The sequence below is a fragment of the Pseudomonas sp. Pseusp18 genome (assembly GCF_059506005.1).
The window spans coordinates 6,581,637-6,595,006 of record NZ_CP169240.1 but is presented as its reverse complement, the minus strand read 5'-3'; the positions used below and the strand labels follow the sequence as shown (position 1 = coordinate 6,595,006).

The 13,370-nt window shown below is 59.9% G+C and carries 16 protein-coding genes; 6 read left to right on the top strand and 10 right to left on the bottom strand.

Going from position 1 to position 13,370, the window contains the following annotated elements; translation table 11 throughout:
* The first annotated feature begins 114 nt into the window (after positions 1-114).
* Entirely contained in the window at positions 115-636 is a 522-nt protein-coding gene (locus tag ACEN9A_RS29855) for a DUF3617 domain-containing protein (protein WP_258671717.1), read from the top strand.
* Positions 637-714: 78 nt separating this feature from the next.
* On the opposite strand, the gene ACEN9A_RS29850 is transcribed toward ACEN9A_RS29855, so the two are convergent.
* Genes ACEN9A_RS29850 through folE2 form a run of 7 tightly spaced genes read right to left on the bottom strand, consistent with a single transcriptional unit; the run spans position 715 to position 6,872 of the window.
* Entirely contained in the window at positions 715-1,620 is a 906-nt protein-coding gene (locus ACEN9A_RS29850) for a His/Gly/Thr/Pro-type tRNA ligase C-terminal domain-containing protein (protein ID WP_019651272.1), read from the bottom strand.
* A gap of 34 nt (positions 1,621-1,654) precedes the next feature.
* Positions 1,655-2,992, bottom strand: a complete 1,338-nt coding sequence (locus ACEN9A_RS29845; RefSeq protein ID WP_258671714.1) for a dihydroorotase — start codon at positions 2,990-2,992, stop codon at positions 1,655-1,657.
* Between the two features lie 2 nt (positions 2,993-2,994).
* A complete protein-coding gene (locus tag ACEN9A_RS29840; protein WP_019651274.1) occupies positions 2,995-3,555 on the bottom strand; it encodes a gamma carbonic anhydrase family protein in 561 nt (186 codons plus the stop codon).
* On the bottom strand, positions 3,552-4,427 hold the full coding sequence (locus tag ACEN9A_RS29835) for a metal ABC transporter substrate-binding protein (protein WP_258671712.1): 876 nt from the start codon (positions 4,425-4,427) through the stop codon (positions 3,552-3,554). Before ACEN9A_RS29835 ends, ACEN9A_RS29840 begins: the two co-directional genes overlap by 4 nt.
* A gap of 11 nt (positions 4,428-4,438) precedes the next feature.
* Positions 4,439-5,305: a metal ABC transporter permease gene (locus tag ACEN9A_RS29830; protein WP_019651276.1), complete on the bottom strand. Its 867-nt coding sequence runs from the start codon at positions 5,303-5,305 to the stop codon at positions 4,439-4,441.
* Complete coding sequence (locus ACEN9A_RS29825; protein WP_258671711.1) at positions 5,305-5,979, bottom strand: metal ABC transporter ATP-binding protein; 675 nt, start codon at positions 5,977-5,979, stop codon at positions 5,305-5,307. The genes ACEN9A_RS29830 and ACEN9A_RS29825 overlap by 1 nt, the downstream gene beginning before the upstream one ends.
* Complete coding sequence (gene folE2 / locus ACEN9A_RS29820; protein ID WP_258671710.1) at positions 5,976-6,872, bottom strand: GTP cyclohydrolase FolE2; 897 nt, start codon at positions 6,870-6,872, stop codon at positions 5,976-5,978. The genes ACEN9A_RS29825 and folE2 overlap by 4 nt, the downstream gene beginning before the upstream one ends.
* 86 nt (positions 6,873-6,958) lie before the next feature.
* Between folE2 and ACEN9A_RS29815 the strand changes: the two genes are divergently transcribed.
* Positions 6,959-8,167 (top strand): N-acetylmuramoyl-L-alanine amidase, encoded by a 1,209-nt coding sequence (locus tag ACEN9A_RS29815; RefSeq protein ID WP_258671709.1) that lies wholly within the window; start codon positions 6,959-6,961, stop codon positions 8,165-8,167.
* Here the strand turns inward: ACEN9A_RS29815 and ACEN9A_RS29810 are convergent.
* Positions 8,164-8,541, bottom strand: a complete 378-nt coding sequence (locus ACEN9A_RS29810) for a hypothetical protein (RefSeq protein WP_018927359.1) — start codon at positions 8,539-8,541, stop codon at positions 8,164-8,166. The genes ACEN9A_RS29815 and ACEN9A_RS29810 overlap by 4 nt on opposite strands.
* Before the next feature lie 143 nt (positions 8,542-8,684).
* Between ACEN9A_RS29810 and zigA the strand changes: the two genes are divergently transcribed.
* Entirely contained in the window at positions 8,685-9,893 is a 1,209-nt protein-coding gene (zigA, locus tag ACEN9A_RS29805) for a zinc metallochaperone GTPase ZigA (RefSeq protein WP_258671708.1), read from the top strand.
* Positions 9,893-10,543 carry a DUF1826 domain-containing protein gene (locus ACEN9A_RS29800; RefSeq protein ID WP_258671707.1) on the top strand — a complete coding sequence of 217 codons (651 nt, stop codon included), beginning with the start codon at positions 9,893-9,895 and terminating at the stop codon, positions 10,541-10,543. The genes zigA and ACEN9A_RS29800 overlap by 1 nt, the downstream gene beginning before the upstream one ends.
* Before the next feature lie 4 nt (positions 10,544-10,547).
* Here the strand turns inward: ACEN9A_RS29800 and ACEN9A_RS29795 are convergent, their stop codons facing one another.
* Positions 10,548-10,904 carry a hypothetical protein gene (locus ACEN9A_RS29795; RefSeq protein ID WP_028940098.1) on the bottom strand — a complete coding sequence of 119 codons (357 nt, stop codon included), beginning with the start codon at positions 10,902-10,904 and terminating at the stop codon, positions 10,548-10,550.
* Positions 10,905-10,931: 27 nt separating this feature from the next.
* On the opposite strand from ACEN9A_RS29795, the gene ACEN9A_RS29790 reads away from it, so the two are divergent.
* Positions 10,932-11,897, top strand: a complete 966-nt coding sequence (locus ACEN9A_RS29790; RefSeq protein ID WP_258671706.1) for a CobW family GTP-binding protein — start codon at positions 10,932-10,934, stop codon at positions 11,895-11,897.
* A 35-nt stretch (positions 11,898-11,932) separates the two neighbouring features.
* On the opposite strand, the gene ACEN9A_RS29785 is transcribed toward ACEN9A_RS29790, so the two are convergent.
* Positions 11,933-12,346, bottom strand: coding sequence for a DUF3301 domain-containing protein (locus ACEN9A_RS29785; protein ID WP_138866545.1), 414 nt, complete (start codon positions 12,344-12,346; stop codon positions 11,933-11,935).
* Between the two features lie 120 nt (positions 12,347-12,466).
* Here ACEN9A_RS29785 and pdxY point away from each other — a divergent pair, with 120 nt between their 5' ends.
* Complete coding sequence (gene pdxY / locus ACEN9A_RS29780) at positions 12,467-13,339, top strand: pyridoxal kinase PdxY (RefSeq protein ID WP_258671705.1); 873 nt, start codon at positions 12,467-12,469, stop codon at positions 13,337-13,339.
* Positions 13,340-13,370: the final 31 nt, after the last annotated feature.

Here is a 13,370-nt window from a genome sequence, read left to right as displayed (position 1 = left end):
GAAGATTCAATGCTTAACAGACCATGTTCCGGGCAGAATGTCGCTATTTAATTGGCCCATGAACCGAAGCCCGTGTCCGACGTCTAACGGCCACTAATGATCAGGAGTTACTCGATGAACGTTCGTCTGCTGGGTTTGGCCATGGCGTTTGGTTTGGCACTTCCTGTGGCCGCTCAGGCACAGATGCTGCAACCGGGCTTGTGGGAGTTGACCTCAAGCAACATGAAGGTCGATGACCAGAACATGCCCGATCTGCAATTGATCCTCGGCCAGCTACAAAACCAGATGACCCCCCAACAGCGGGCGATGCTGGAGAAACAAGGTATGACCATGGGCGGCAAAGGGATTCGGGCGTGCCTGACACCTGAGCAGGTGAAGAGCGACAACATTCCGCTGACGGACCCGCAATCGGGCTGCAAGCAGGAAATCACCGAGCGTACCGGTAACCAGTGGAAATTCCGTTTCAGCTGTCCGAAAGCGCAGGGCAGCGGAGTGGCCACTTTTATGAGTGACCGTGAGTTCACCACCAAGGTCAACGGCACCTTCAACGCCACCGGCATTCAGCAGAAGGGTAGCCTCGATACTCGCGCTGTGTGGTTGGGTCAGGATTGCGGCACAGTGAAGCCAAGGGCCTAAAAGCTTTGCGGGTAGGCTCGTTCCCACCAGGTCATATGTGATCCCTGTGGGAGCGGGCTCGCCCGCGAAGGTGTCCGCTCAGGCACCAGCAGTCTTGGGCGGGATCAACAAATCACACACCGCCTCAATCCCTTTCTCCCCGAAATCCTCCCCGCTGCCACTGCGCATGCTGACAAATCCACCGTCCTTTTCCTTCTCTCCGACCACCAACAGGTATGGCACTTTCTGGCTGTGCTGGCGAATCTTGCGGCTGATTTTCTCGTGACGCAGATCCGAGTTGGCGCGCAGTCCGCGCCGGCGCAGCGCTTCGGTCACCGAGTGCGCATAATCGCTCTGACGCTCATCGATATTCACAACCACGACCTGGGGTGGCGCTCGCCAGGTGTCCAGTTCCTGTTGGCTGGACCAACACGTGCCATAGATTCGTTGCTGCAACGTGCCGCTGATGTGGTCCAGTGCAAAGGCCTGCAACACCTTGGTGGTGGGAACATGCGGACCTGCCGCGAAACCCTCGAAGTCCCCCAGGCTGTACAGCGATAACCTTTTGCTACTCGTCGCCTGATAGGTCAGTTCCTGCCGGCGGATCGAATGGTTGGTCGCCGCCAGTGCACGCATACGCGCTTCGATCACTGGCAGCGCGGCCAGGGTTAGAGATCGCTGGAAAGCAAACTCATAAAAGAAACCGTCACCCAGCACCGATCCGGCCCGCAACTGCGCATTCGGATGCAGCTGTTTGACGGCCATGGCCAGCATCAGCGCACAGGAACGCCGAAGGATCTCCAGCCCGTCGGGCTCCTGGGACGTGACGATGCTGACCCGCGCATCACACTCGATCAGGAATCCACAGTCCACCAGCACGCCATCCACCCGACCCGCGAGCGCCGCATTAGCCAGGCCGAGGCTGATACTCGCGGCAACCTCAAACACGGACAGTGGTTGGTCGTACTCACGCATTGAACCATCAGGCAGGGTGATGTGGATCATGATCGGTGTTCTCGAATGTTTTCGATAACGTGCGTCAGCGCATAAACCGTAGTGGTAAGCCCTGACAGTTGTCATTAAGACGTTTGTCGTGCCAGGCAATTTGCCCCGACACGACGGTGGTGCTGACGCTGTGGCGAAAGCGATGCCGGGCGAAGGGGGTCCAGCCGCATTGCGAGAGGACCGGTTGTCGGGAGACGGCAATGCCATCGGGTTCGGATTTGATCAACACCAGGTCGGCCCAGTACCCTTCGCGCAGGTAGCCGCGGTCGGGAATGGCAAACAGATCGGCGACCCGGTGACTGGTCTTGGCCACAAGGGTGGTGATCGGCAGGATCTCATCGGCCACCAGTTCCAACAACGCGGGCAGGGCGTGTTGCACCAACGGCAAACCGGACGGCGCCTGGCTATAGGGTCGCTGTTTTTCGGCCCAGGTGTGAGGCGCGTGATCGCTGCCGATCACGTCCAGTCGATTACTCAACAGTGCTTTGCGCAAGGCATCGCGGTCGGTCTGGGTCTTGATCGCCGGGTTGCATTTGATCAGGTTGCCGAGGCTCGGGTAGTCGCGGTCGTCGAACAGCAAGTGATGCAGGCAGACCTCGGCAGTGATGCGTTTCTGTGCCAGCGGCTTGTCTTCAAACAGTGCCAGTTCCCGGGCGGTAGTCAGGTGCAAAACGTGCAGACGGGTGCCATGTCGCCTGGCCAGATCGACGGCCATTGAGGAGGATCGAAAGCACGCTTCGGCATTGCGGATCAGCGGGTGAGCAGCGGGTGGAAGGTGCTCACCGAACAGCTCTCGCAGGTTGGCCGCGTTGGCTTCAATGCTGGGCGTGTGTTCGCAGTGGGCCAGCAAAATAGTCGGCACCTCGGCGAACAGCCGTTCGAGAATTCGTGGATCGTCCACCAGCATGTTGCCCGTGGAGGCGCCCATGAACACTTTGACCCCGGCCACTTCACAAGGATTGAGCGCGGCGACGGTATCGAGATTGTCGTTGCTCACGCCGAAATGAAAACCGTAGTTGGCTACTGAATGGGTCGCCGCTCGACGCTTCTTGTCGGCCAGCGCGGCGAGGGTCAGGGTGGCCGGCGAGGTGTTGGGCATGTCCATGAAGCTGGTGATGCCGCCGGCCACCGCAGCTCGAGATTCAGTATGGAAGCTGCCCTTGTCCGGTGCTCCTGGGTCACGGAAATGCACCTGGTCATCGATCATGCCTGGCAGCAGCCATTGGCCGTTTGCGTCGATTTCCACAGCGGCTTTTTCACCTTCGATGCTGCTGGCGATCTTGACGATGCGACCGTGGCTTACCAGCAGATCACCGTCGAATTCCCGACCTTCGTTCACCAGCCGGGCGTTGCGAATCAGCACGCTGCTCATGGTCAGAACTCGTTCTGCAGGGCTTTGTAGCCGCGCACCAAATCGACGTTGGTGCGCGCTACGTCTTCGGAAAACTCCGAGGCGCTGACGCTGACGGGTGGGAACTGCGACAGGTCGGTGTTGGGGCCGATGCGTGTGGTGGAGGGCACGTAGAAGGCTTCAGGCAAGTCACGACCATCGACCACCGAGTTGTGCCGCACCACGCAACCGTCGCCCACCGCGCAGTTGAACAGCACGCTGTTGAAACCGATGAACACGCGATTGCCGACGGTGCAGGGGCCATGGACGATGGAGCGGTGGGCGATGGAGCTGAACTCGCCGATGGTCACCGCCGCGCCGGACTTGGAGTGGATCACCACGCCGTCCTGGATGTTCGAATTGGCGCCGATGGTGATCGCTTCCATCTCGCCCGAGTCGTCCACTTCATCGGCGCGAATCACTGCGTAGGGGCCGACGAAGACGTTCTCGCCGATCACCACTTTGCCGCAGATGATTGCGGTTTTATCCACGTAAGCCGACTCCGCAATCAACGGCAGATCACCTGAAGGATTCTTGCGGATCATGGCTTGCTCAACGCCTCGTACAAGGTGTTGAGGTTGTATTCGAACAGCCCGGTGAAGGTGCTGGCCGGGCCGGTTGCAGCGAGGGCATCGGAGTACAGCGTGCCGCCGATATGCGCGCCGCTTTCATCGGCGATTTGCTTGAGCAGGCGCGTGTCCTTGATGTTTTCCATGAACACCGCTTTGACCTTGGCCTGACGGATCTGTGTGATCAGCGCAGCGACTTCGGCGGCCGAAGGTTCGCGTTCGGTGGACAGACCTTGCGGCGCCATGAAGTCGATGCCGTAAGCCTGACCGAGATAGCCGAAGGCGTCATGGGAGGTCACGATTTTGCGATTACCCGGCGGCAGCGAACCGAGCTTGGCTTTAGCCTCGGCGAGCAAGGCGTAGATCTTTTTCAGATAGGCCTGGCTGTTGTGTTCGTAGTCGGTTTTGTTTGCAGGGTCGGCGGCGATCAGCGCTTTGGTGATGTTGCTGATGTACAACTCAGTGTTCGCCAGGTTGTGCCAGGCGTGCGGGTCGGGAATGGTTTCGCCGTCTTCATCCAGCGAGCGCGGAATGACACCGTGGCTGGCACTGATGACCGGGGCTTTGGTCTCGGTGCTGGTCACCAGGCGGTCCAGCCATGGCTCGAAACCCAACCCGTTCTTGATGATCAGTCTGGCGTTGAGCAGTGCCTTTGCATCGTCCGGCGTCGGCTCGTAGGTGTGGGCATCGGTGTCCGGGCCGACCATGTTGGTGATCTGAATATGGTCGCCGCCGACCTGATGGGTCATGTCGGCGAGGATGCTGAAGCTGGTGACTACCTGGAGTTTTTCCGCGGCAGACAGCGACATCGACAGCATCAGACTGAACAGCACGAGTAAAGCGCGCATCGGGTTACACCTCATTGGGATGTGAGCAAAGGCGGGCGGCGCAGCAAACCGTGTACCGGACCGAACACCACGGACAGCAGATACCAACCGCCAGCCACCAGCACGATTGCCGGGCCGCTGGGCAGCGAGTAGTAGAACGACAGCAACAATCCGAGCCAGACCGAGAGGCTGCCGAGCAACGCGGCGATGATGATCAGCACCGGCAAACGACGACTCCAGAAGCGAGAAGCCGCAGCCGGCAGCATCATCAAACCGACTACCATCAGCGCGCCGATAGCCTGGAAACCGATCACCAGGTTCAGCACCACCAACGTCAGAAATACCCCGTGAGCCAGCGGCCCGAGACGGCTGACGGTTTGCAGAAAGAGCGGGTCGAGGGTGTCCAGCAACAGTGGTTTGTAGATCAGGGCCATGGCGATCAGGCTGAAGCCCGAGACCCACAGCATGCCGGTCAAGGTCGGGCCATCGACCGCCAGCGCCGAACCGAACAACAGGTGCAACAGGTCCAGGCGCTTACCGGCGATGCCGAGGATCAGCACGCCGCTGGCCAGCGATATCGGGTAAATCGCGGCCAGGCTCGCGTCCTCCCGCAAGCCGGTGCGGCGGGTAATCCAGGCGGCCAGTCCGGCCATGCTCAGGCCGGCACCGAGGCCGCCAATGGTCAGCGCGGGCAGGCTCAACCCTGCGTACCAGAAGCCCAATGCGGCGCCGGGCAAGATGCCGTGAGCCACTGCATCGCCGATCAGACTCATTCGCCGCAGAATCAGAAACACCCCAAGCGGCGCCGTGCTGCAGGCCAGAACAAGGCCACCCAGCAGTGCCCGACGCATGAATACGAATTCGTGAAACGGTTGCCAAAGGTGAGCAGCGGCGATCATCAAGCCACCTGCGTCTGAGGTTGTTGGCGAATCAGCTCGGTACTGGGACCGAGGACGCAGCCGCGGCTTTTGATCAGTAGCGCTTGTGGAATCTGTTGGCGCACGGCGGCCAAGTCATGACACACCACGACCAGGGTTCGGCCTTCGGCATGCCAGGCGTGGAGGTGTTTCCAGAGCAGCGCCTGGCCGAGTTCGTCGAGTGCGGCGTGGGGTTCGTCGAGCAGCAGCAAGGGCGCTTCGGCGAGGCTCAATCGGGCGAGTAGGGCACGCTGTAATTCACCTCCGGAGAGGGCCATCAACGGGCGGTGCTCCAGACCGGTCAGGCACCAGTCTTCCAGTGCAGACTTGAGGCGCTGGCTGCGTATCTCTGGCGCTTGTTTGTTGCCCCAGAAACCGGCAGCCACTAACTCTTGCAGACTGATGGGGAATTGTCGGTCCAGGTGTTGTTGCTGAGGCAGGAACGAAAGGCCGCCCTTGCCCTTGCGTGGAACATCAATGACGACGTTGCCGGCCAGTGGCTTTTGCAGGCCGGCGATGACTTTCAGCAGGCTGCTTTTGCCCGATCCGTTGGCGCCGATGACGGCGGTCAGACTCCCCTTGGGCAGTTCGAAATCAACCGCTGGAGTGAGCGGCTGACCGGGTGCGCCCCAGCGCAAGGCTTGGCATCGGATCATGCGGCCTCCCAGTTCCAGCGGCTTTCGGCGACCGCATCGTGGGCGTGAAGGCTTTCGGCATGGACGACTCGCACGTGAAAGGCGTTGATGCCCGGGGAGCGTTTCAGTGCCAGGTTCAAGCGTCGCGCGGCATCTTCGCAGAACATCAGGTTCTGACCGTTGGCGAGGGCGAAAGCTTGTTCGTCGGCGCGTTTCACGGCGGTTTGCACAGCGGTGCCGAGGGCTGCTTCCGCGTCGTTGATCGCGGCGATCAACGGCAGGTCATCCAGATAGTCATCCAGACGCAGCAGCAATTGCGCATTACTGCGTTGGCTATGCGGCGTCGCGACGATGCCTTTCGTGGAACCGAGCCAAGCCAGAACGTCTTCGTGTTGCAATGGTTGATTGGCGAAGTCGTCAACGAATTGCTGCTGAATCAACTGCCTCGAAAGGGCTGCTGAGCAAGGACAGGTTGAGGAATAAGGCACATCGATTTTTAGTTCCACGTGGAACATCGCGTTTTTCAGACTCGCCTCGACGCTCACCGGATAGGTTTTCCAGCCGGCCAACGGACTGACGAGCGCGGGTCTTTTGAGCAGAAGTTCGGTGTGAATTTTTAGGTAAGCGTTGTGGGAAAGTCCTTCATGAGTCTCGAGAAAACTCAGCAAGACTCGCCGCAACAACGCGGGTGAAAGGTTTTCCTGCTCAAGCATTTCCAGCGCCAGGTACAGCCGCGACATATGGATGCCACGCGCCTCTCCATCGTCGAGGCTAACGCCAGCGTCGGCTTTTGCACTCAGTCGCTGGCCATCGAATAAAACAGGAAGAGCAATGCCGCGCATGCCCACCCAATCGAGTGGCAGGGCTTGGCGTGAGGCCTGCGCGGCGATATCCGGAAGAGTCAGCGCATTCATGAGCAGGTCCATCGTGGGAGTTGATTTGGCATGTTATATTATAACAATCAAATCGACGATGCCTTTTTCGTGAACGAGTTTTCATCATGCACAGACGCCACTTGCTCAACCTGATTCTGGCCAGCGCAGCCTTTGCGTTACCTTTTGGTGTGTCGGCCACGCAAATTCGCAATGCACGACTGTGGCGTTCGGACGACAAGCTGCGACTGGTGTTCGATCTGAGCGGGCCGGTGCAGTACAAAACTTTTTCCCTGAGTGCTCCGGAGCGGCTGATCATCGATCTGAGTGGCGCAAACTTCAGTGGCGACTTCAGTCAGCTGGCACTCGACAACTCGGTGATTCGTGCGATCCGTTCCGGGCATTTCGGTCAGGGCGATACACGGATCGTCCTCGACCTCAGCGGTCCGGTGCAGCTCAACAGCTTCCTGTTACCGCCACAGGATGGGCAGGGGCATCGATTGGTGCTCGATCTGAAGGCCATTGCTCCGCTACAGATCGCGGCGGCGCCGTCGGACAAACGTGAGCCCATCATCGACAAGGCTCATCCCAAGCGCGACATCATTGTGGTGGTCGACCCTGGTCACGGCGGCAAAGACCCGGGCGCGGTCGGCGTCAAAGGTGAGCGGGAGAAAGACGTGGTGCTATCGATCGCCCAGCTGTTGGCCAAGAGGCTGAAGCGTGAAAAGGGCTTCGACGTGAAACTGGTGCGTAACGATGACTTCTTCGTCCCGCTGCGCAAACGCGTGGAGATCGCCCGCAAGCACAAGGCCGACATGTTCATCTCGGTCCATGCGGACGCAGCGCCGCGTCTCACTGCTTCAGGTGCGTCGGTGTACTGCCTGTCCGAAGGCGGCGCGACCTCGGCCACGGCGCGCTTCATGGCGCAACGTGAGAACGGCGCGGACCTGTTGGGCGCCACCAGCCTGCTCAATCTCAAGGACAAGGATCCGATGCTCGCCGGGGTGATTCTCGACATGTCGATGAACGCCACCATCGCCGCCAGTTTGCAGTTGGGCAACACGGTGCTCGGCAGTCTGGCGGGCATTACCACCCTGCATCAGAAGCGTGTGGAACAGGCCGGTTTCGCCGTGCTGAAGTCGCCGGATGTGCCATCGATTCTGGTGGAAACCGGCTTCATCTCGAACGCCCGCGACAGCCAGCGACTGGTGACGGCGCGGCATCAGCAAGCGGTGGCGGATGGTTTGTTCGACGGTTTGCAGCGTTATTTCCAGAAGAATCCGCCGATGAACAGCTATATCGCCTGGCAGCAGGAGCAGAAGAAGGCTCAGGTCTAACAGCCAGTCAGCCGGCTACAGGTGAACTTCGCGCTGCTGCCCCCGGAGCTGGAGAACCGATTGATGGTTGTCCAGCCAACCCGGCGGTTGTAGCCGACCCAGGCTTCGCCATCGGACGCGATGCCGGTAAAGAACGTCAGTTGCCCATAACGGCTATTGGTCTGCGCCCAATAGCGTTTACCGGCCACTTCAAAGCCGCGCAAGTAGATCGTGCTACCGACGGTGTTAACGCTGTAGGCATTGCCGTCGGCATCCACGCAGGCCAGCAGATTGGCGCTGCGGGTGCATTTGGCCAGGCTGGGGATTTGTCCCCAGGCATCGACCGCGATCAGCAGCGAAAGGCTCAGCAGCGAGAATCTCAGGGCGTTTCCCATGGCATTTCTCAAGGGGCGGACGGGTTAAAGCATCGTGCCCTTTGTCGTTGTGGGCAAGAGGGGGAGTGGCTTGTTTGTATTGTTATACTATAACATAAATTAAGCCCGACATTGCGACCGGGCATCCCTGTGAGGAATACCTGATGCCCAATCGTCTCCCCGTGACCGTCCTGTCGGGCTTTCTCGGCGCCGGAAAAAGTACACTGCTTAATTACGTACTACGTAATCGCGATAATCTGCGGGTCGCGGTGATCGTCAACGACATGAGCGAGATCAATATTGATGGCATTGAAGTTCAACGCGATGTCAGCCTGAACCGTGCCGAAGAAAAACTCGTGGAAATGAGCAACGGCTGCATTTGCTGCACCTTGCGTGAAGATTTGCTCGAAGAAGTCAGCAAACTCGCCAAGGACGGTCGTTTCGATTACCTGTTGATCGAGTCCACCGGCATTTCCGAGCCACTGCCCGTGGCGGAAACCTTCACCTTTCGCGATGAAGAAGGGCAGAGCCTGGCCGACATTGCGCGGCTCGACACCATGGTCACCGTGGTCGACGGCATGAACTTCCTGCTCGACTACCAAGCTGCCGAAAGCCTCGCTTCCCGTGGTGAAACCCTGGGCGAGGAGGACGAACGCTCGATCACTGACCTGTTGATCGAGCAGATCGAATTCGCCGACGTGATCCTGATCAGCAAGATCGATTTGATCAGCAGCCGCGAACGCCAGGAGCTGATCGCGATCCTCGAACGGCTCAATGCCCAGGCCGAAATCATTCCGATGGTCATGGGCGAGGTGCCACTCAAGAAGATCCTCAACACTGGGCGTTTCGACTTCGAGAAGGCCGCTCAGGCACCAGGATGGTTACAGGAACTGCGCGGTGAACACGTACCGGAAACCGAGGAGTACGGCATTGCCTCCACAGCTTATCGGGCGCGGCGACCGTTTCATCCGCAGCGCTTTTTCAGCTTCATCGATCGCCCGTGGGTGAACGGCAAGCTGCTGCGTTCCAAGGGCTTTTTCTGGCTGGCCAGCAAACACATGGATGCCGGCAGTTGGTCCCAGGCCGGTGGCTTGATGCGCCACGGGTTTGCCGGGCGCTGGTGGCGTTTCGTGCCGAAAAACCAGTGGCCGCAGGACGAAGAAAGCACCGCCGGGATCATGGAAAACTGGACGGCCGCCACCGGCGATTGCCGGCAGGAACTGGTGTTTATCGGCCAGAACATCGACTTCGCGCAACTCACTGCCGAACTCGATAACTGCCTGCTGACAGATGAAGAAATGGCTTTGGGCGTCGAGGATTGGCGGTTGTTGCCCGACCCGTTCGGTCCTTGGCACGAAGAGGCAGCGGCCTGATGTTGGCGCCTAATCTGAAGTTGCGACCGGTCATTGCTCAGGTTCAAGGCGATACGCCAAAAGTGCTGACCGGGATTCTGGACGACGGCGTAAACCTCGCCCTTTGGCAACGCCAACTGCCGGCGCACATTGCCGATTTCGGTCGCTTGCTGTTGTCCCTGAACCAGCCGCTGGCCGAGTCGCTGTCCCTGGAAATGCCCAGTGATGACGCCGAGCCCAATCTCCACGGTCTAGCCTCAGGCTTCAGCGACCTTGAAGGTTTCGAAGGCTTTATCGCCGACGTTTCCTGGCTGGTCAGCGCGTTCGCCTGCCTATTGGGCGCCCAGCGCATCGGCCTGCGTCTGCGGGTTCTGGACAAAGCCATGTGCCCGCGTTTCCATGTCGATCATGTGCCGGTGCGGTTGATCACCACCTACGCAGGGGTCGGCAGCCAATGGTTGAAAGAAGGGGCAATGGATCGCCGGCAATTAGGCAAGCCTGAAGCCGAACCCCAGGATGATTCGCTGATCCAGCAAATCGCCAGCGGTGAAGTGGCGCTGCTCAAAGGAGAGAAGTGGCACGGCAACGAAGGTTTCGGCTTGATACACCGTTCGCCGCAGCCGGCACCGGGCGAGCGTCGTTTGATTCTGACCCTCGACTGGCTGGGCTGACAGCTCAAGGTTTGAGCCAGGTTCCCTGGCTCTGGGCTTCGCAAAACGGCTTCAGATACGCCGCATCGGTGGCCACGCCGTAATAGTGAATATCCTGCCGGTAAGGCATATTGGCGACTTGAGCGTTGCTGCATACCCCGAACGCGCCGGCGGGGCATTGGTCGACGTACTGCACCTCGACTTTCTGCCCGGCCAGATTCGGCTGGCAGAAGCCGTCGGCGAACAGTTTTTCCGGGATGTTGCGGTTCTGCTGGCAGACCTTCACGTCGAGCCGCGCAGCCGTACTATGTACCACGCAGGCCTGGGCCAGCGCTTCACCCGACGTAAGCGCCAGAAGTAACGACCATCCCATCAACCGCATCCTTTACCTCCTCAGAAAACTTCGACCATGTTGCAGAACATTCCCACCCACGTCATCGCCGGCCCGCTGGGTGCCGGCAAGACCAGCCTGATCAAGCACCTGCTGGCGCAACGGCCGGCCGGTGAGCGCTGGGCGGTGCTGATCAACGAATTCGGCCAGATCGGCCTGGATGCTGCGCTGCTGACCCAGGACGCCGATGGTATCGCACTGGGGGAAGTGGCCGGGGGGTGTTTGTGTTGCGTCAATGGTGCGCCGTTTCAGATCGGCCTCGGACGGTTGCTGCGCAAGGCACGACCGGATCGACTGTTCATCGAGCCCTCCGGGCTGGGGCATCCGGCGCAGTTGCTCAGGCAATTGAGCGAGGCGCCGTGGCAAGGCGTCCTGGCGGTGCAGCCTTGCGTGCTGGTGCTGGACGCCCAGGCGCTCGCGGCTGGAAAACCGCTGCCAGCGGCGCAACTGCAAGCGTTGGACAGTGCCGGGTTGCTGTTGCTGAACAAGGCAGAAAGCCTCGACGACAGTGATCGCCAGCGAATCGCCGCACAGTTGCCGTCGCGTCCTTTGTACTGGACGCAGCAAGCTGTCTTGCCGCTGAGCGAGTTACCGGGCCTCAAGGCTCAGGCTGTCGCGGGTGTGGATAACTTGATCGTGCCCAAGGGATTGGCGCAGATGCCGGCCATCTGGACTGACCCCGCCCAGCCGATTTGCTTGAGTCAGGCGCAAGAGGGTGGCTGGAGCGTCGGCTGGCGCTGGCATCCGAGTCAGACGTTCGATGCAGTGCTTGTCGGAAAGTGGCTTGAGAGCCTTGAATGGCTGCGGGCGAAGCTGGTTATCCACAGTGTCGAGGGCTGGGTGTCGGCCAACGCACTGGATAACTCGCTACTGGATTGGCAGCCCAGCGAATGGCAACGGGATTCGCGCATCGAGTTGATTTTCAGTGAAGTGCAGGATGTTGAGTCGCTGCAAAGAGATCTGGCCGATTGCCGGTCGGGGTGAAGATCAAAAGATCGCAGGCTGCGATCTTTTGATCTTCAAGGACGCCACTTGGTGTGTTCTTGCCGCCACTGGCTCAATTCAATCACCTCGGCACTGGGTTTTGCGACTTCGACCACCGGCGGTGTGTCGTCGAATGGCATTGGGTAGGGCGCGAGCTCGATCTGTGCGCTATGGGCGCCGAACTGAGTGATGGTGCCGTTGTGGCGGGTTTCGCCGGTCACGGTAAATTCGAAGTTATACACACGGGCCAGGCGCCGACGACCGTTGGCGTCTTTAATGAAAGCGATCTTCTTCAAGGCTACGTTGCCGTCCAGCAGCTCGATCCGCAGCTTGGCGCAATGCTGCTGAACCCGCTCCAGTGCGCGTTCGCGCAAGCCGTGGTTGTGCCACAGCCATGCGCCACCGGTGGCGAGCAGCATCAGCACGAAGATATTTCCTAGGGTCAGCATCAACAGGGTGCTCCAACAAGATAGTGTCAGCTTAACTGCGTCTCTGGTCTGTCGTACAGGCTGCGTTTAGTCGCATACTGCGCGGCTCGAATTTCAATCGGTTTATGGAAAACTCACCGCATGAAACGTACGCCCCATCTGCTCGCCATCCAGTCCCATGTGGTGTTCGGCCACGCTGGCAACAGCGCCGCGGTTTTCCCGATGCAGCGGGTCGGGGTGAACGTCTGGCCACTCAATACCGTGCAGTTCTCCAACCACACGCAATATGGCCAGTGGGCCGGGGAAGTGCTGGCCCCGCATCAGATTCCGGAATTGGTGGAAGGCATCGCGGCGATTGGCGAACTGGGCAACTGCGACGCCGTGTTGTCCGGCTACCTCGGCAGCGCGGCCCAGGGGCGGGCGATTCTGGCGGGAGTGGAGCGAATCAAATCGATCAATCCCAAAGCCTTGTACCTCTGCGATCCGGTGATGGGCCATCCGGAGAAGGGCTGCAGCGTTCCAGCCGAAGTCAGCGATTTCCTGCTGGAAGAGGCGGCGGCGATAGCCGACTTCATGTGCCCGAATCAGCTGGAGCTGAACAGCTTCTCGGGGCGCAAGGCGCAGTCACTGTTCGATTGCCTGGCCATGGCGCGGGCGCTGCTGGCGCGCGGTCCGAAGGCGGTGCTGGTCAAGCATCTCGACTATCCCGGCAAACTGGCGGATGGCTTCGAGATGTTGCTGGTGACCGCTGAAGGCAGCTGGCACTTGCGTCGGCCGTTGCTGGCGTTCCCGCGTCAGCCGGTGGGCGTTGGTGATCTGACTTCCGGGCTGTTCCTGGCGCGTGTGCTGCTGGGTGACAGTCTGCTGAGCGCCTTCGAATTCACCGCGGCGGCGGTGCATGAAGTGCTGCTGGAAACCCAGGCTTGTGCCAGCTATGAGCTGGAACTGGTGCGGGCGCAAGACCGGATCGCCCATCCACGAGTGCGGTTCGAGGCGACCGCGATCAGTTTGTAATGGTGTGGCGGTAGAAAAGATCGCAGCCTTC